The sequence below is a fragment of the Paenibacillus sp. ClWae2A genome, from assembly GCF_032452295.1.
GTDB lineage: Bacteria > Bacillota > Bacilli > Paenibacillales > Paenibacillaceae > Paenibacillus.
In genome coordinates, this window is sequence record NZ_JAULSQ010000008.1 from 35,554 (window position 1) to 54,058 (window position 18,505).

The window sequence follows — 18,505 nt, forward strand, 5'->3', positions numbered from 1 at the left end:
CACCTGATTGTTTGAAATGGAGAGGGAAAAGATGTTGAAAAGTAGTGAGCTTGCCATATGCAAGAGCCTAGACATTGATCAATCGATTCATGATATACAGCTAAATTGGTTGTCAGGAGATATCAGGGTTCTTCCGAGTGTGGATGCACTGATTCACGTCATGCAGTATGCGGATGCGTGCTTTTCCAAGCGAAGGCTGATGCAAGTTAACATACGAGGGGATACCTTAAGCATTGTGGACGGGAGAAAAAGGAGAGGTCTCGTTGGAATAAATGTCGGTAGAACAGCATTGGAGATTCATCTACCTGCTCGGGTTTTTAATCGTGTTTTGCTAAACTCCACAGGAGGACAACTCCTGTTGAATCGGCTTCTGGCCACTCGCTGTCAATGCAAGATCACCTCAGGTAGTGTAGTTCTATCAGGAAGGATGGAGGAGCTTGAACTGAGCGCAGTGGCATCCGTAGTGAAAGTACAACACCTTAGTGCAGATAAGCTCAATCTTCAATCCATTTCAGCCAAGATCGACATTTCGGGGGAGTTTCGTCACTTGCAAATGATCACAACAGGCAGAGGAATACATATGGATTGTTTCAAGATGCCAGAGAGATTGCATTCCGTATCAACAGGGGCAAAGACAGTGGTTTCCATTCCAGATAACGAAGGTTTCCAAATTATACTTAAAGAAAGATCAGGAGCCTTTAAAAGTGAATTTGATTTGACTCCTCTTCATGAGGACCGCAACTATCTAATACACAAAAGTGGAAAAAGTGAATTCCAAGTGGATATTCGAGGAGGAGCTTTTCATCTGAAATCTAGGAAATGAGAGACTGTTCGTGTGTAGTGAAAACAAAGGGGACAGATATAATGGCTGGTTGGATCGTAGGGATTAGTTTTTCCACCGTCGTACTGCTAATTGGGATTTACGGCGCATTGAACAGCAGGCGCAGGCAGTCCAGAAACAAGTGGGCCTGGTGGTTTATTCTGTTCGGTTGTTGTGCGCTTGTCAGTGCCATCATTAATTATCAATTCAGATGAGCTTCATGCTTTGCAAAAGTAAGCCTACAAAAAGGATGTGGCTTTCAATTGCCCTATGTGATATAGTAAGTATCCTTTTGTATTGCCAGATCTAGGCGATGCAGAGCAAAACATATTCTTAGGAGGTAACTGAAACATGTCAGACAGCTTTCAAAGTGCCTATCAAGAAGAAGAGTACAGGTTAGAGCGAACGATGGAGGAAGTGGACAGTCAGTTGAAACGACTGCAAAATATTCCGGTGTATACCGGCCACGACTTCACAGAACAAGTGCTGGAAGCTGGACGCGAAGAGCGCCGCACCGCCTTGTCCAAGAGCGCGCAGCAACCCTATTTCGGACGCTTGGATTTCGAAGAACAGGGCAGTGGTGCACGGAAACCGCTGTATATTGGCAAAATCGGCGTAGACCGCGAAGAGGTGGGAGAGCATCCGCTCGTCATCGATTGGCGTGCTCCTGTCGCCAGCCTGTTTTACTCATTTACAGGAGGCGAAGCCTCCGCTACGTATGAAGCCCCGGAAGGGCTTATTGAAGGTCTGGTGTACCTGAAACGAAACGTTGTCATTCGGCAGCGGATATTGGAACGTGTGGCGGATACATATAACCGTGACAGCGACCAGCCAGCGGTATCTGATGAATTCCTCGTTTATCGTCTGGGAGAGAACAAGGATAACAAACTGCGTGACATCGTATCTACGATTCAGGCGGAGCAGGATCTGATCATTCGTGCGGCGAGAAACACCGCATTAATCATTCAGGGTGTAGCTGGATCCGGGAAAACAACGGTTGCCCTGCATCGGCTTGCCTTTTTGCTATATCAGTATAAGGAGCAGGTATCTGCGGAGAAAATGGTTATTTTTGCACCCAACCATATGTTCCTGGACTACATCTCGGATGTGCTTCCGGAACTTGGAGTAGGGGACATCCAACAGCGGACATTCCCGGATTGGGCGATGAACCTGCTGGGGCTGGAAATGCCTTTGGCGAATACGTCGGATACATTGAACACCTGGTTCGAAACACCAGATGCGCGGCCTGAATTGAATGATGATGTACCTGGACGTTACAAAGGATCAATCCGTTTCATGGAGCTTATTCGAGAGTGGCTGTCGGGCATGGAAGCGGATTCCGTACCGGATATGGACTTCAGTCCATGGGATGGTAAGGTGCTCAGCAAGACGGAGATCGAGAACTGGTTCGGTGAGGAATACAAACATTATCCGCTGGCCAAACGCAAAGAACGGGTCATGGCGCGGGTTCACCGCTGGATTGAGATGGAACTTAAGAAACCGATGCCAGAAGCTGTGCGCAAAGAACGCAAGAAAAAAGCGTCTACTCGTGAGAAGGCCTATGCCAAAAAATGGCCTCAATACGAGCCGCTTACGTTATACAAACAGCTGTTCAAAGCTGCAAAGGGTGGTTCTGTGCCAGCCTCGCTCAGCGGGCTTATTCCAAAACTAGTCATGAAACAAACGGCAGCAGATCTGAAGCAGGATATCGTCCGTGAAGAGGATTTGCCTGCATTGGTATACATTCATACATTGGTCCATGATATTGAGGGTTCGGAGCGGTTTGATCATGTCGTGATTGATGAAGCGCAGGACTTTTCACCTTTCCATGTGGCGTTATTGGATCGTTTTGTCAAAGGGCATTCCTTCACCATACTGGGTGACTTGTCTCAAGGCATTCATGAGTACCGTGGTGTTCATGCGTGGGAAGAGATGAGTTCTCTATTTCCTGAGGAACAGAATGCATACTTTGCATTGACTCGAAGTTATCGTTCAACGATGGAAATTATCGACTATGCTAACACGATTCTGGAACGTGGCGTCAAGAGTGGGATTACGGCGATTCCTGTTTTCCGTAGTGGTGATCCGGTTCGGACGTTGGCTTATGGAGGCGAAGGGCGGACGGCGAGTCTGGAGCAGGCTTTGAAGGTGTTAACGGTCAAAGACTACCGAACCGTCTCCATCCTGACCCGTACACTGCATGAAGCAGAGGAACTTCATCGTGAACTACAGGCTGCAGGCTGGGATCTGAACCTGATCGATGGTGGCAAAAAGCAGTACACGGGTGGACACTCCGTTTTGCCTGTCTATCTGTCCAAAGGGTTGGAGTTTGATGCTGTTATTGTGGCAGACGTAGACCCGAAGCATTATCTGCCGAATGCGGGTGATGCAAAGCTGTTGTACGTTGGTTGTACACGGGCCTTGCACGAATTGTGGTTGTTCCACGACGGTGTACTGCCGATCTATGCGGCTGCAACACATAATCCCGATGGCGAGTCCGTAACCATTCAGGGTTGGCCAGAGCTTGGTTAGATAGAGTTTACTTATACAACAAAGGCATGGCGTTCATGGGAAAGTCCCATAAGCGCATGCCTTTTTTTTGCTTTTGTGCGAGAATTGCTTAATCTTCGGACGAAGAACGCGGGGAGTTCAAGTTTATGTTAAGCTATTTCTCATTCTGGATGAGCGACGATTCACCAGGAATATGCCAACACCAATGAATAAACCGCCTGCCAATGCAAACCACTGAACGTGTTCTCCTAGTAAAATCCAACTCGATAATACACCAAAGAACGGTGCCAGAAACAGATACGAACTGGTTTGGGCTGGGTCACTATTCTGCAGCAGATAAAACCAGAGTGAGAACTGAATGATGGAGCAAACAAGCGTTAACCAGAGCAGCACCATAACCGAGGTGGTATTCACTATAAAGTGAGGATGTTCAGTCCATACGCTCAGTAGAAGTAGCGCAGCACCTCCCGCGAGCATCTGATAGGCTGTTAAGACAAAAGTATCGTAGCCATCGCCCCAGCGTTTGATAAGCAAGGTGGACATGGCAAAGGAGACCGCACCACCAAATCCAATCCAGGTTCCAGGGCTAAAACTCATCTGCCATCCAAAGGTTAACATGATCCCCATGAAACCGAGCACAACACCGATCCACTGACTGAAACGGTAGGTCACTCTATACAAGAGAGCGCTGAGGATAATGACCAGCAACGGATTGGTAAACGTAATAATGGCGGATTCACCGGATGTAATCCAGTTCATGCTGTAGTAGGCGCAGCCCATCACTCCTGCGGATTGGAACAGGCCAATGAGGATTATTTTCAACCAAGACTGCCACTCGGTAGGTAAAGGACGTTTACGTAGGAACCAGGCCATCAATCCACCAGCCAGTACATAACGTATACCCATGAGCAGGAAAGGTGGGGCATATAACATGCCGATCTTGCCAACTGGAAAAGAAGTACCCATGATTAGCGTTGTCAAAATGATTAATAGTGTATATTTCAATGGTTTGATGATCCAGGTATCTTTATCATGACTGGAGCTCATAACGTCTGTCCGCTATCTACAGTAATGAGCTGCCCGGTCATGGATTGCTGTTCAAGCGCAGCACAGATCATGTGTGCGATGTCTTCAGGTGAGGCAATATGCTGTAATAACAATTCTCCGCCGAGACGGTGCATTCGCTCCTCGTTTCCAGCCCACCACCTTGTAGCAACTGCGCCAGGGACGATAGCATTCACCCGAATGTGGGGTGAGAGTGCGTGCGCAAGTGATAAGGTCAGACCATGAACTGCCGCTTTGGAGACGGCGTAAGGGAGGGAGGAGCCCGAACCCGTACTACCTGCGATACTGCCCAGATTTACGATAGAACCACCGCTAGCCTGTCTCATGCCTTCCGTCACGGCACGAGCGCAATGAAACATGCCTTTCACATTCACATCTACCAGCTCATTCCAGACGTCATCTGTAACAGACTCCAGATCGTGCATGGGGATATGATGCGTGATTCCGGCGTTATTTACAAGTGCAGTGATCGGGCCATAGGTTTCAGTTACTGTAGTGACCATCCGCCGGACCTCAAGATCATTGGCAACATTAGCTTGAACGGCGAATGCATGGCCTCCCGTATCCAAAATGTGTTGAACAGTCTCTCTTGCTGCATCTTGTGAGCGGGAATAGTTGACAGCGACCAATGCTCCGCGTTCAGCGAGCATCTCACTTACAGCACGGCCTATACCTGTTCCACCACCTGTGATCAGAGCAACTCTATTTTTCCAGTATGTCATGCTGAACACTCCTTATCATCATCCAGTCAGATGACTGGTTTGGGATCTACATGAATTGTAGTCCGGTTTACACATGAAGTATAATGATTGGTAATGAAGTGGATATCATTTTGAATGATGTCAGAGTGGGGGGACCATGGAGAGCGGGGATCTTAGAATATTTCAGTGTGTTGCACAGGAAGGAAATCTGACCAAAGCAGCTTCTAAACTGGGGTATGTTCAATCCAACGTAACGGCACGAATTCGGCATCTGGAAGCAGAAGTGGGTACAACGCTGTTCATTCGTCATAACCGAGGCATGACGTTATCTCCAGCCGGAGAGATGCTGCTGACCTATGCAGATAAAATTATTGGTTTGCTGAATGATGCTTCCAAGGCGCTTCGGGCGACGAGCACACCATCGGGTCCAATGCGAATAGGGTCTACCCAAACCGCGGCGGCCGTGCGACTACCTGAACTTTTCGTCAGATATTATAAACAGTATCCAGATGTCTCCTTGTCACTGGTTACTGGCAATTCGCAGATGCTTATTGATCAAGTGATTGGGTATGAATTGGAAGGGGCATTTATAGGCTGTCCCTGTGATCATCCCGACATCGTTTCTATTCCCGTATTTGATGAGGAACTATTTGTTGTCTATTCTGGTATGGGTCCTACGGATGAAGATCTTAAGAGTAAACCCATTCTTGTCTACAGCATGGGGTGTTCCTATCGTCAGATTTTGGAGGAATGGTTAGAGGTGGGTGGTGTTACCCGCCCAGTAATTATGGAATTTGGAACCCTTGAAGCGATTATTAGTGGGGTTACGTCCGGCATGGGAATTTCCTTATTACCAGAGATTGTGATTAGGCATCAGATCAAAAATGGATTACTGCGCACGCATACACTCCCCGTAGGTATGAATCGCATGATGACTCATTTTATTACTCGCAAGGATGCCTTTGTCAGCAGTGCACTACATGCATTTATGGCTATGTTACCGCGAGAGTATGATATGATAGAGAGTGGAAAACCATCAGAGGTGTAATTGTAATCAAGGCAAGGCAATCCGTTAAGGAAGTGATGAGCAATGGATTTATTTTCGTTTCAACAGGACTCAAAACCGCAAGCTAGATTGCTCGCGGACCGCATGCGGCCAGAGCATCTGGATGAATATATTGGACAGGAACATATTATTGGACCAGGGAAATTACTCCGGCGCGCCATCGAGGCCGATCAGATTTCGTCCATCTTGTTATACGGTCCTCCGGGATGTGGCAAGACAACCTTGGCACATATTATTTCCCAGCAAACGCAAGGACAGTTCGTACGTCTGAATGCAGTGGAAGCTTCCGTCAAGGATGTGCGTGAAGTCATCGAACAGGCGCAAACGAACAAACAGCTGTATGGAACAAAAACCATTCTGTTTCTCGATGAGGTACACCGGTTTAACAGTTCACGTCAGGACGCGCTATTGCCAGCGGTAGAGAAGGGCACGATTATTTTTATCGGCGCGACAACAGAGAATCCCTTTCATTATGTCAATGGAGCCTTGATGAGTCGATCCACCCTGTTCCAGCTGGAATCACTGAACAAGGAGCATTCGCTTATTGCGATGCGCAGAGCATTGAGTGATGCGGACAAAGGTCTGGGGTTCATGGAACTGCATGCGGACGACGAGGCGCTTGAGCATATTGCCACGATGGCCAACGGAGATATTCGGCGTGCGCTTAATGCGCTTGAACTGGCTGCGTTGACCACGCCACCGGAGAAAGATGGGTCCATTCATATTACGCTTGGTGTGGCAGAAGAGTCTATTCGGCGACCGATTGTTAAGGCGGATGAATCCACACAGTATGATGTGCTGTCTGCATTTCACAAGAGTATTCGGGGTTCCAGTGATGCGGCGTTGTTCTGGTTTTTATACGCGGTGGAGAAGCTCGGCATGGACCCGATGACCTTCATTCGGCGTCTGATTGCAGCGAGCAGTGAAGATATTGGACTTGCGAACCCGCAAGCCATGACTCAGGCAATTGGAGCACTTGATGCGTACCGGAATAACGGCTGGCCCGAAGCCAAGCTGAACATCGCACAAGCGATTCTGTTTGCGGTCGAAAGTCCAAAATCCAATGCGGTGTACACCGCCATTTCCAAAGCCATGAACGCGATTGATGAGGTGAAATCGGCAGAAGTTCCGCTTCACTTGCGAGATACGCATTACTCGGGTGCCGCGAAGCTTGGACATGAGGGCTATCAATATCCGCACAATTATCCGGGGCATTATGTGAAGCAGGAATATTTGCCAAAGCAGCTCTCACGTAGAGTATTCTATGAGGCAACGGAGCAAGGCAACGAATCGAAGATCAGGCTGAACCAACAGCGGCGCAGGGAATTGTAAGAACAGACAGATCATTCGGGAGATGCACACAACATGAAAGAGCTTTTGTATATAGGGGCGGGTGGATTTCTCGGTACATTAACCCGATATGCCATACAGTTAGCGATACCAACTGTCAATGGGGGGTTCCCTTGGGCAGTGTTGTTAATCAATGCGATGGGCAGCCTTTTTTTGGGTTGGTTCTTTACCATAGCCGTTCCAGGCAAAATAACACCACAACTTCGACTCGCGATTGGCACAGGTTTTACTGGCGCATTTACGACATTCTCCACGTTTACACTGGATATTGTTCGTTTATCCGAATGGGGCGAATGGGTCCATGCCGCTATTTATATGATCGTAAGTCTGTTGGCAGGATTAATGCTATGTGCGCTGGGTATGAGCCTTGGACACCGTATGTTGGGAGCACCAAGACAAGAGGGTGATGCCTCATGATCCTATGGATTAGTTTTGCAGGTGTGCTGGGTGCGGTACTGCGTTACAGTCTGGGAAAATGGGTCTCTGGCTTGTTGGGAACGGCTTTTCCATGGGGAACATGGATCATCAACGTCAGTGGTTCACTGTTGCTTGGGTTGTTATACGGGTGGCATCAATCTGCAATGATTTCAGATAGTATCTGGGTGATCTGGGGAACCGGGTTCTGCGGTGCGTACACCACATTCTCCACCTTTGGCTATGAAACCTTAGGACTTATGGGTCGACAACGATACACAAGCGCGGCGCTCTACGTTATCAGTTCAGTTGTAGTTGGGGTGTTGGCCGCCTGGGCAGGAGTCTGGTTGACTGCATAACAAACTATTTTTATATTTTTTGCAAAAATAAGCAGGAAAAAAGCCATCCTTCATGGTATACATGAAAGACGGCTTTTTTAATAGGGATACACGGTATTGTGTATAATCCTCATTTTAATGGACAAGCTCTATTATTGCATTGCGGGTACAGGTACTTTTTGCACCTGATCGATCGTCCCCCCACCCAGGCAGACTTCTCCGTCGTAGAAAACAACGGCTTGTCCTGGCGTAATGGCTTTTTGCTGCTGGTCAAATTGTACACCCACGCTTCCGTCTTCTTGCCAGGTCAATGTTACACCTTGATCCGGTTGACGATAGCGAAACTTGGCAGTACAACGGCATGGCACATTAGGGATGTGCTCTACACCAGCAATCCAGTTTACACCCGTTGCGGTAAGACCAGTGGAGTACAGGCTTGCATGGGCATCGCCCTGAACAACAAGCAGTTGATTTTTGTCCAGATTCTTGTCTGCAACGAACCAGGGTTCACCATTGCCGGAACCACCAATGCCAAGACCTTGGCGCTGTCCAAGTGTGTAGTACATCAGACCGTCATGGCGGCCTTTAACTTCACCGGTCGCGATATCGACCATGTCTCCACCTTTGGCAGGCAGATAGTTACTCAGGAATTCTTTGAAATTACGCTCACCGATGAAGCAGACACCTGTACTGTCTTTTTTCTTGGCGGTATACAAGCCAGCCGCTTCTGCGATTTTGCGTACTTCCGGTTTGGGCAGATGACCAATTGGGAACATGGCTTTGGACAACTGGTTCTGATTGAGTGCGTTAAGGAAATAGGTCTGATCCTTATTGTTGTCCACACCACGCAGCAGCTTGAATGTGCCATCTTCTTCAATCAGACGAGCATAGTGTCCTGTAGCTACATAATCTGCGCCGAGATCCAGAGCTTTGTTCAGGAATTCACCAAATTTGATCTCACGATTACACATGACATCCGGATTTGGCGTACGACCCGACTTATATTCATCAAGGAAATAGGTAAATACTTTATCAAAATATTCTTTCTCGAAGTTGACAGTGTAGTAAGGAATGCCGATCTGTTCGCATACGCGGCGTACGTCCTCTGAATCTTCTTCAGCGGTACAGTGGCCGAACTCGTCGGTGTCATCCCAGTTTTTCATGAAAATGCCGATGACATCGTAACCTTGCTCTTTCAGCAGCAGCGCGGTAACGGAAGAATCGACACCTCCGGACATGCCAACGACGACCCGTGTATTTTCAATTGTTTTGGACATCGTTATCACCATTTCTATATATAAATGTGTTTCGTTTCTTATTCTAGCATAACCGGACTCAAGATACGATACACCCGGCCAATTTTGGATAGTGTCCACCACAGGCGCACATTTTGGAATATCGTCAATCTTTCTTTTCCATAAAGCATGCAGATATGTTAACATTAGCTGAGGGTTATGATCGGAATACGGAGAATTAGAAGGTTAAAGATTAGTTCTATGAATCTCTGCTGTGGACAGATCGTGGAACAGACGGTCATGGACCACAGGGTAAAATATAAAGTTTCCAATCGTTTCTGAAAATTGAAAGAGGTGACTCCTTTGAAAATATCGACAAAAGGCCGTTACGGCCTCACAATCATGATGGAGCTGGCTGCCAGAACAGGCGAAGGTCCTACATCACTTAAAAGCATTGCCGAGCGCAACCAGCTCTCGGAGCATTACCTGGAGCAACTGATTGCTCCACTGCGTAATGCAGGACTGGTGAAGAGCATTAGAGGTGCTTACGGCGGTTATATCCTTGCAGGTGATCCTGCAACCGTGACTGCAGGCGATGTAATCCGTGTACTGGAAGGGCCAATCTCTCCAGTAGACTTCACGGAGGAAGATGATCCGGCGAAGCGTGATCTATGGTTGCGTATTCGTGACGGCATTGCGGAAGTGTTGGATTCCACAACACTGAAAGACCTGATTACATTCCAGGATCAGGACAAAAAAGATAGCTACATGTTTTATATTTAAAGACTAATTCGCATCACAGAAGACACACTAAAGCCCCCAACTTGGGGGCTTTAGACATGCCATTAGAGGTAGTTCAAAAAAACTCCAATATTGATCTTCTCGGTACTGAAAACCAGACTTTTTGAACAAGCACCGAATGGGTATTTTGTTCTTCAATTTCTACAGATCGCTCCAGGGGAGCAGGGGCTATGTAATCAGCCGCGGATTTACATGTTGGTCAAGTGTGAACTTAACTGAATATCTTGTGAATCAGCGACTTTTTAAGGTTTCTATATCAGCTTCCATGCGTAACTGACGGCGATTCAAAATATCAATGCTGTGCTGATGTGTATTCAATTCGGTAGTTAATTTGCGTTCAGAGGCGGAGTGGGAAGCGTCAAGACGTTTCGTAACGGTTAGTGTTTCCAGAACAGCTTGTTGAAGAAGCGGAATGTTTTTAGTTTGTTCCTCGATGGTGTCCAATCTGCCATCTACCTTATCGAGCCTGTCGTCAATAGCATTAAGTGTGCGATCAACAGTGTCGAGTCTGCTCTCTACGGCACCGAGCCTCTCTTCCATAACATCGAGTCGGTTGTCTATTTTTCCAAGATGTCCATCAATGCTGTCGAACCGTTTGTCCATTTGTTGGAGCTGATTCAGAATCTGACCGAGAATGGGATCACTCATGTCTCTCTCTCCTTTTTGAAATGGATATAGAACATTATACACGAAGATGCGACAATAGAGCATCCGTTTCAATTTCCAATTTTGACAGTTTGCCATGAGGTAGAAATTTAACATATATAACGGGGTGAAGATAAATGAAACGAATTTATTTGGATCACGCCGCATCGACACCTATGCATCCACAAGTCGCAGAAGCGATGATGAACGTCATGACAGGACAATTTGGCAATGCATCAAGTATCCATGCCTTTGGGCGTGAGGCCAAACGGACTGTCAGCGGAGCAAGGGATGTCATTGCGGCGTCTTTGGGCTGTTTCCCTGACGAATTGGTATTCACCGGAGGCGGCACGGAGAGCGACAATCTGGCCATTTTCGGAGCAGTGTCAACAAGGCAGGATAAGGGGAAACATGTCATTACGACGGCAATTGAGCACCATGCTGTTTTGCATACGTGTCAGGAATTGGAGCGTCAAGGTTATGAAGTAACCTATCTATCTGTTGATCGTTATGGACGAGTAAATCTGGATGAGTTGCGAGAGGCTATTCGTCCAGATACGGTGCTGATTACCATGATGTATGCCAACAACGAAGTGGGCACGATTCAGCCTATTCGCGAGGTGGGTGAGCTTGCCCGTCAGCATAATATTCTGTTCCATACCGATGCAGTTCAGGCTCTGGGCAGCCAGAATATTTCCTGTAAGGAACTGCCTGTGGACCTGATCAGCTTCTCTGCGCATAAAATCAACGGTCCTCAGGGCGTGGGTGCACTCTATGTGCGGCGAGGAATTGTGCTGGAAGCAAGAGCTCACGGTGGGTTGCAAGAGCGTCAGCGTCGCGCTGGTACGGAAAATATCGCAGGTATTACCGGATTTGCAGAGGCCCTCAAGATTGCATCAGCACAGACGGAGGAGCATCGTCAGCATGATTTGGAATTGCGCAAACTTTTGTTGGAACAGCTTGAAATTCATGTGGGAACGGAGCACTTTCACGTGAATGGACACCCGGACCATACGCTGCCAAACATCCTGAATATCAGCTTTCCGGAAGTGTCCACAGAGACAATGTTAATGAATCTGGATATGGAAGGGATTGCTGTTGCAAGCGGTTCTGCCTGCACTTCCGGTTCACTTGAAGTCTCTCATGTGCTCAAAGCGATGAAATTGCCTGAAACATTTTTACACTCTGCGATTCGATTTAGCTGGGGATTGGGTAATACTACGGAAGAAATCATGATAACCGCCGAAAAAATTGGAACCATTCTTGGACGACTGCGTAATAGACCCTAAGGGGAACTTTACTCATGGAACAGAAGGAGGGAAGAAGTTCCATTTCATCGGTTGGATAGAAGCGGTTTTGATGATCGGCGTCTGATTGCCACTCATCAACTTTGGGCATACCTAGCAATAGCGCCGCGCCTATTTAATGATAAGAAGATGAGGGGGACCCAGCGATGAAGCTTCAGGAAATGATCGGACTTGCCGTTTTTGATGTTGAGGACGGGAAGCAGGTCGGTAAAATCCAGGATTTCATTGTGAATGATGATTGGGAGATCGAAGGCATTGAGCTTGAGAACAAAGGTCTGTTTACCAATCATGTCAAAATCGTGCAGTGGCAAGATATCGTTGCCTACGGCGAAGATGCCGTCATGATCCGTAATCAACAGGCTGTCCGCAAGACGGGAGCCGACGACATAAAATACACGTACCTCCTCGGTCGGTCTAAATTGAAGGAGATGTCCGTGCTCACCGAAGAAGGTTTGCTGCTTGGGCGTGTCTCCGATGTTTATTTTGACCAAGAGTTGGGAAATACAATAATAGGGATTGAAATTACGGACGGTTTTGTGTCCGATCTGATCGAGGGCCGCAAATGGCTGCCATGTACAAGCGATATGTCCATCGGGGAAAGTGCCATTATGGTGCCGTCTCTGAGTGAACAACGCTTGGAAAATGCCATTCATTCTGTTAATGGATAGGTGAATGAATATGAAATGTCCAAACTGTAGTTCCAAAGATATCGGGAAAATTGGTTCCCACCAGTTTTATTGCTGGGGATGCTTTATCGAATTAACGGTGAACGGTGAGAAAATGTCTGTATATCAGGTGGAAGAAGACGGTACGCTGAGCTCCCTGGATGATCTGTTTTTCGGGGACGAGTTGCCACAAGACTTCCCTCATCTTCACGCTTCTTCTTAATAAGCAGAATAACTTCCTCTATATGCGGTTTCATGACAATGTCTGTCATGGGAGGCTGTCGTTAATTGTTGGCAGATGTATATAGATGCGGTTACATATTAGTTCGGCTGGTGTATGTATGATTATATGCTACCTTGTACTGCAAAATGCGCTTCCTTCTCTGATGAAGGAGGCGTTTTTTGGGTTTGAGAAAAAATGTTCGGATTGCTCCTTTCCACTTCTGCGCTGTGTTAATAAATATTACCTTTCCTACATATACTGACTCTCAGAGCCAGTCCAAAAGGAGAGATGCAAAGTGGAGCAATTAACCAAAAACAAGCTGTTCCGTTACGCGATCTGGCTGCTGCTCGGATTGATTATTTTATATTTTATCTGGCTGCTGCGGCCTTTACTGCTTCACATATATGCGTTCCTGAAAACAGTGCTGGCACCCTTTATCGTAGCCCTTATCATATCCTATGTACTTAATCCGATTGTCAGCATGTTGGGAGGGCGCAAGGTGCCGCGTACGATTGCGGTACTGCTCATATATGCCTTTTTCCTGACCTGCATCGGTGTCATTCTGATGAATGTCATTCCGGTATTGATTGAACAGCTGGAGGAACTCAACGAGCATATGCCGGAACTGTCCATGCGTGCACAGAGCCTGATGAACAATATGGATCACAAATTAATGCCGCCAAGTGTGCGAACAGGCATGAACAGCTGGTTCTTTCAGATGGAGGATCGACTAACTCAAGGGATTACTGTGCTAATGGACAATATCGGGGCGACCATCAATGTGTTATTCAATGTGTTTATCGTGCCTTTCTTGATCTTCTACATGTTAAAAGATTTTGAAGTGTTCGAACGCACCATTGTGGCGTATCTTCCGCGTTCACGTCGTAAAGCGATTGTCTCGGTGATGAAAGAGATCGATACTGCACTGGGGAACTACATTCGGGGCCAGTTTATTGTCTGTGTCATTGTCGGTATCTTTGCCTATATTGGTTATATTGTCATTGATATGCCGTATGCCCTGCTGCTTGCAAGCATTGTAGCTGTGTTTAACATTGTGCCCTACTTGGGGCCGTTCCTTGGAGCTGCTCCTGCTGTGGTCATGGCATCAACTGTATCGTTTAAAATGGTGCTGCTTGTTGTCATTGTGAACACACTGTGCCAGGTGTTGGAGAGTAACGTTATTTCTCCTCAGGTGGTGGGACGTACGTTGCATCTGCATCCACTGTCGATTATATTTGCACTGCTCGTCGGAGGTGAATTGGCAGGCATTGTAGGTTTAATTCTGGCAGTACCTGTTTTTGCCGTGCTGAAGGTGATTGTGCAACACTTTTTTGCCTATTACATCAAACGAAGGACCGACTAAATAACAGGGTTAAAACATCAACGAGCCCGCGTTGACACCCGCTTGTGCTACCGATATAATGAGTGTGTATGTTTAGAACATGAAATCGATGATGAAATAAAGTACGCCGAGGGTTCCTTTCCTCAGAGAATAGACTTCTTCGGATCAGGGTGAGCCTGAACTGATGGCTGGAAGAGTCTTGAAAGATGAAGCGGCAGAAAGCTAATTTCGGAGTGCAGGACAACCCTGCCGGGAGCGACCGTTATTTCGCATGAACGAGGAGATTGTTTGTTTGTCCGGGCAGCAAGGGATGAACAGCAATAACCAGGGTGGTACCGCGATAACATCGTCCCTGATTATTCAGGGGCGTTTTTTGTGTTTATTTTTACAAAAACAATGTTGACCAACCGGAGCGAATACGCAACGGACTATTATAATTTAATGGGGGCATCCAGTATGAAAGCCAGTGAAATCCGGTCCAAATGGATAGAATTTTTTGCAAGTAAAGGTCACAAAATCGAGCCGAGCGCATCGCTCGTGCCTCACAACGATCCTTCCCTTCTGTGGATCAATGCGGGTATGGCACCACTCAAGCCTTATTTTGACGGACGTGAGAAACCGGAGAACCCGCGTCTTGCGAACTCCCAAAAATGTATCCGTACCAATGATATCGAGAATGTCGGCAAAACGCGTCGTCACCATACGTTCTTCGAAATGCTCGGCAACTTCTCTATTGGAGATTACTTCAAGGAAGAGACCGTAACATGGGCGTGGGAGTTCCTGACCAGCAAGGAGTGGATCGGTTTCGATCCAGAGCGACTGTCCGTAACGGTATATCCGGAAGATGAAGAAGCATTCAAACTGTGGAACGAAAAAGTGGGACTGCCTGCTGAGCGTATCATTAAATTGGATGAAAACTTCTGGGATATCGGCGAAGGCCCATGTGGTCCTTGTACCGAGATCTTCTATGACCGCGGCGAAGCTTACGGAAACGACATGAGTGATCCTGAAATGTATCCAGGTGGGGAAAACGAACGTTATCTGGAAGTATGGAATCTGGTATTCTCCCAGTTCAACCATAACAAGGACGGCAGCTATACACCGCTTCCTAACAAAAACATTGATACAGGTGCAGGTTTGGAGCGTTTTGCTTCCATTCTGCAAAATGTGGATTCCAACTTCGACACAGACTTGTTCCAACCGATGATTCAAAGAACAGCCGCTCTTGCGGGTGTGAAATATAACGACAGCGTAGAGATCGATGTTGCACTGAAAGTCATTGCCGATCATATTCGTACGGTTGCCTTTGCAGTAGGTGATGGCGTTCTGCCAAGTAATGAAGGACGTGGATATGTTATCCGTCGCTTGCTTCGTCGTGCAGTTCGTTATGGAAAAGTGCTTGGACTTGACCGTCCATTCCTGTATGAACTGACTACAACCGTTGGTGAAGTGATGGGAATGTACTATCCTGAGGTAGTAGACAAACAGGAGTTCATCGCCAAAGTAATCAAAACCGAGGAAGAGCGTTTCCATGAAACACTCACAGATGGTCTGGCTATTCTCGCTGATATCAGCGGCACAGCCAAATCCGAAGGACGCACAGTTATTAGCGGACCTGAAGCTTTCAAGCTGTATGATACGTACGGTTTCCCGTTTGACCTGACAGAAGATTATGCTGCAGAGCATGGTCTGACTGTGGATCGTGAAGGTTTTGATGCTTCCATGCAGAAACAACGTGAGCTTGGACGTGCTGGGCGTCAAGAGAACGAGAGCATGAAAGTCCAAGGTGGACCACTTGCTGACCTGGAGGTTAAAAGCGAGTTTGTTGGTTATACTGACCTGTTGACGGAAGCAAAAGTGGTAGCCATCGTAGCTGGTGAGGCCCTTGTTGAATCTGTAGGCGAAGGACAAACGTGTCAGGTTGTTCTGGACAAGACGCCGTTCTACGCGGAAAGTGGCGGTCAAGTGAGTGATCAGGGATTGCTGCGAGGTGCTAGTGTAACAGCAAAAGTACAAGGTTTGTTCAAAGCTCCACTCGGACAACATGTACATCTGGTGACTGTGGAGTCCGGTGAACTGCGTGTAGGTGATGTGATCAACGCCGAAGTAGATTCCGCGAAACGTGGCGACATTATCAAAAACCATACAGCAACCCACTTGCTGCACAAGGCACTCAAAGATGTGCTCGGCACACACGTAAACCAGGCGGGATCGCTCGTAGAGCCACAGCGTCTGCGGTTTGACTTCTCTCACTTCGGCAGCATCACACCGGAAGAGTTGACAGAGATTGAACGTCAGGTGAATGAACAGATCTGGAATCGTCTGAACGTGAACATCGAGCTGAAAGCTATCGATGAAGCCAAAGAAATGGGTGCGATGGCCCTGTTTGGCGAAAAATATGGAGATATTGTGCGTGTCGTTCAAGTTGGAGACTACAGTTTGGAACTTTGTGGCGGCTGTCACGTAAATAATACTTCAGAGATTGGAATCTTCAAACTGGTGAGCGAGAGCGGGATCGGCTCCGGCGTTCGTCGGATCGAAGCTGTAACTGGCCGTGGCGCATATCTGTATGTGGAAAGCCAGTTGGAACTGCTCAAACAATCAGCAGCACTGCTCAAAGCAAATGTGGCTGATGTACCTAAACGGATTGAAGGTCTGAACCAACAACTGAAAGAAGCAGCCAGAGAGACTGAATCCCTGCAAAGCAAGCTGAGTGCCATGGAAGCTGGTCAATTGACCGATCAAGTGGTACAAGCAGGAAATACACAATTGCTGGCAGCACGCGTAGATGCTCCGAACATGGATGCGCTGCGTACAGTGGCAGATGAGTTGAAAGTAAAATTGCCTAACGCGGTACTCGTATTGGGTGCTCCAGCGGACGGCAAAGTGAATTTTGTTGTAGCTGTACCTGCTGAACAAGTAAAACAAGGACTACACGCTGGTAAAATCGTCAAAGAAGTCGCAGCAGTATGCGGCGGCGGTGGCGGTGGACGTCCAGATATGGCGCAAGCCGGAGGCAAGGATGCGACCAAGCTGGATGAAGCGCTGAAACTGGCGGTTTCGCTGGTTAGCCAGTAAAGGACAAGCAAAAAACACAATTGCCTTATCCTTTGTTTACTTGTGGCAGTCAGAATATGTTATTATATAAACAGAAATCAATTCGGCAGGACATGGTCCCCATGTTCATGCAGGAGCGAGGTGTCATCAATGGACTCCATGGATAAGACGGTTAAATTTAATGTGAAAGGTGACGAACAGGAAGCATCATCCAAAGAGATTCTTCTCACGGTATATGATGCATTGGTCGATAAGGAGTATAATCCAATCAACCAGATTGTTGGGTATCTGATTTCCGGAGACCCGGCATACATTCCTCGTCACAACAACGCACGTAGTCTGGTCCGTAAAAAGGAGCGCGATGAGCTGATTGAAGAGCTTGTACGTTCCTATCTGGCCAATCACCGGTAATGTACGCCGCTTCCGCTGTGTTGCAGCTATGCAGGCAGCGGGAAATGAACCGACAGAAGACAGCCTGAAGCTTGAGAAGGCGATGTTGAATCGACCTGAGCAGGCCCCAGGATGGGAGAGCATGGATGAAAATATTAGGTTTGGACTATGGGGACCGAAGAATTGGAGTTGCCGCGAGTGACGCCTTCGGTTGGACTGCCCAGGGATTGGAAGTGCTAGAACGCCGCCGTGATGAAGGCGAGTTCGCTCGGATTGCCGAACTTGTGCGTGAGCATGAGATTAGTGAGATCGTAGTCGGACTTCCCAAAAACATGAACGGCACCGTAGGACCGCGCGGTGAGATATGCATTGCTTTTGCCGAACGCCTGCGGGATGAACTGAATTTACCTGTTCACCTTTGGGATGAACGGCTGACAACCATGGCAGCAGAACGTACGCTGATCGAAGCGGATGTCAGTCGGAAAAAACGCAAGCAGGTTGTGGACAAAATGGCCGCAAGCTTGATTTTGCAAAATTATTTGGATGCCAATAGTAGAAGGTGAGGGGGATCAACA

The 18,505-nt window shown here is 47.5% G+C and carries 19 protein-coding genes; 15 read left to right on the forward strand and 4 right to left on the reverse strand.

Annotation, left to right across the window (positions count from 1 at the left end):
• Nucleotides 1-31: 31 nt before the first annotated feature.
• From QVE09_RS21415 to QVE09_RS21425, 3 genes are all read left to right on the forward strand, one after another.
• Nucleotides 32-823, forward strand: a complete 792-nt coding sequence (locus QVE09_RS21415; protein ID WP_315938586.1) for a DUF4097 family beta strand repeat-containing protein — start codon at nt 32-34, stop codon at nt 821-823.
• A 41-nt stretch (nt 824-864) separates the two neighbouring features.
• Nucleotides 865-1,035, forward strand: coding sequence for a hypothetical protein (locus QVE09_RS21420; RefSeq protein ID WP_315938413.1), 171 nt, complete (start codon nt 865-867; stop codon nt 1,033-1,035).
• Between the two features lie 136 nt (nt 1,036-1,171).
• Nucleotides 1,172-3,352, forward strand: coding sequence for a HelD family protein (locus tag QVE09_RS21425; RefSeq protein ID WP_315938414.1), 2,181 nt, complete (start codon nt 1,172-1,174; stop codon nt 3,350-3,352).
• Between the two features lie 123 nt (nt 3,353-3,475).
• Here QVE09_RS21425 and QVE09_RS21430 read toward each other — a convergent pair whose 3' ends face one another.
• Together QVE09_RS21430 and QVE09_RS21435 are read right to left on the reverse strand one after the other, a co-directional pair.
• Complete coding sequence (locus tag QVE09_RS21430) at nt 3,476-4,378, reverse strand: DMT family transporter (RefSeq protein ID WP_315938415.1); 903 nt, start codon at nt 4,376-4,378, stop codon at nt 3,476-3,478.
• Entirely contained in the window at nt 4,375-5,118 is a 744-nt protein-coding gene (locus QVE09_RS21435; protein ID WP_315938416.1) for an SDR family NAD(P)-dependent oxidoreductase, read from the reverse strand. Before QVE09_RS21435 ends, QVE09_RS21430 begins: the two co-directional genes overlap by 4 nt.
• Before the next feature lie 136 nt (nt 5,119-5,254).
• Between QVE09_RS21435 and QVE09_RS21440 the strand changes: the two genes are divergently transcribed.
• The 4 genes from QVE09_RS21440 to crcB are packed head-to-tail and all read left to right on the forward strand — an operon-like array spanning nt 5,255 to nt 8,286.
• Nucleotides 5,255-6,145, forward strand: coding sequence for a LysR family transcriptional regulator (locus QVE09_RS21440; protein ID WP_315938417.1), 891 nt, complete (start codon nt 5,255-5,257; stop codon nt 6,143-6,145).
• A gap of 42 nt (nt 6,146-6,187) precedes the next feature.
• Entirely contained in the window at nt 6,188-7,495 is a 1,308-nt protein-coding gene (locus tag QVE09_RS21445; RefSeq protein ID WP_315938418.1) for a replication-associated recombination protein A, read from the forward strand.
• Nucleotides 7,496-7,528: 33 nt separating this feature from the next.
• Nucleotides 7,529-7,930 (forward strand): fluoride efflux transporter FluC, encoded by a 402-nt coding sequence (locus QVE09_RS21450; RefSeq protein ID WP_315938419.1) that lies wholly within the window; start codon nt 7,529-7,531, stop codon nt 7,928-7,930.
• The gene (gene crcB / locus QVE09_RS21455) at nt 7,927-8,286 is read left to right on the forward strand and encodes a fluoride efflux transporter CrcB (protein WP_315938420.1); all 360 of its coding nucleotides are present in this window, start codon (nt 7,927-7,929) and stop codon (nt 8,284-8,286) included. The genes QVE09_RS21450 and crcB overlap by 4 nt, the downstream gene beginning before the upstream one ends.
• A gap of 131 nt (nt 8,287-8,417) precedes the next feature.
• On the opposite strand, the gene mnmA is transcribed toward crcB, so the two are convergent.
• Nucleotides 8,418-9,542, reverse strand: coding sequence for a tRNA 2-thiouridine(34) synthase MnmA (gene mnmA, locus QVE09_RS21460; RefSeq protein WP_315938421.1), 1,125 nt, complete (start codon nt 9,540-9,542; stop codon nt 8,418-8,420).
• Nucleotides 9,543-9,863: 321 nt separating this feature from the next.
• Here mnmA and cymR point away from each other — a divergent pair, with 321 nt between their 5' ends.
• Entirely contained in the window at nt 9,864-10,283 is a 420-nt protein-coding gene (gene cymR, locus QVE09_RS21465) for a cysteine metabolism transcriptional regulator CymR (RefSeq protein ID WP_076212458.1), read from the forward strand.
• Between the two features lie 249 nt (nt 10,284-10,532).
• Here cymR and QVE09_RS21470 read toward each other — a convergent pair whose 3' ends face one another.
• On the reverse strand, nt 10,533-10,949 hold the full coding sequence (locus QVE09_RS21470; RefSeq protein ID WP_315938422.1) for a hypothetical protein: 417 nt from the start codon (nt 10,947-10,949) through the stop codon (nt 10,533-10,535).
• Nucleotides 10,950-11,083: 134 nt separating this feature from the next.
• On the opposite strand from QVE09_RS21470, the gene QVE09_RS21475 reads away from it, so the two are divergent.
• The 7 genes from QVE09_RS21475 to ruvX all read left to right on the forward strand — a co-directional run bounded on the left by QVE09_RS21475 (nt 11,084) and on the right by ruvX (nt 18,493).
• A complete protein-coding gene (locus tag QVE09_RS21475; protein ID WP_315938423.1) occupies nt 11,084-12,235 on the forward strand; it encodes a cysteine desulfurase family protein in 1,152 nt (383 codons plus the stop codon).
• A 164-nt stretch (nt 12,236-12,399) separates the two neighbouring features.
• On the forward strand, nt 12,400-12,921 hold the full coding sequence (locus tag QVE09_RS21480; protein ID WP_017686814.1) for a PRC-barrel domain-containing protein: 522 nt from the start codon (nt 12,400-12,402) through the stop codon (nt 12,919-12,921).
• 10 nt (nt 12,922-12,931) lie between these two features.
• Nucleotides 12,932-13,141, forward strand: a complete 210-nt coding sequence (locus QVE09_RS21485; RefSeq protein ID WP_017686815.1) for a hypothetical protein — start codon at nt 12,932-12,934, stop codon at nt 13,139-13,141.
• A 295-nt stretch (nt 13,142-13,436) separates the two neighbouring features.
• A complete protein-coding gene (locus tag QVE09_RS21490; RefSeq protein WP_315938424.1) occupies nt 13,437-14,504 on the forward strand; it encodes an AI-2E family transporter in 1,068 nt (355 codons plus the stop codon).
• A gap of 435 nt (nt 14,505-14,939) precedes the next feature.
• Nucleotides 14,940-17,561 carry an alanine--tRNA ligase gene (gene alaS / locus QVE09_RS21495; RefSeq protein ID WP_315938425.1) on the forward strand — a complete coding sequence of 874 codons (2,622 nt, stop codon included), beginning with the start codon at nt 14,940-14,942 and terminating at the stop codon, nt 17,559-17,561.
• Between the two features lie 129 nt (nt 17,562-17,690).
• Nucleotides 17,691-17,951 (forward strand): IreB family regulatory phosphoprotein, encoded by a 261-nt coding sequence (locus QVE09_RS21500; RefSeq protein ID WP_036616950.1) that lies wholly within the window; start codon nt 17,691-17,693, stop codon nt 17,949-17,951.
• Nucleotides 17,952-18,076: 125 nt separating this feature from the next.
• Nucleotides 18,077-18,493: a Holliday junction resolvase RuvX gene (ruvX, locus tag QVE09_RS21505; protein ID WP_062835871.1), complete on the forward strand. Its 417-nt coding sequence runs from the start codon at nt 18,077-18,079 to the stop codon at nt 18,491-18,493.
• The last annotated feature ends 12 nt before the right edge of the window (nt 18,494-18,505 follow it).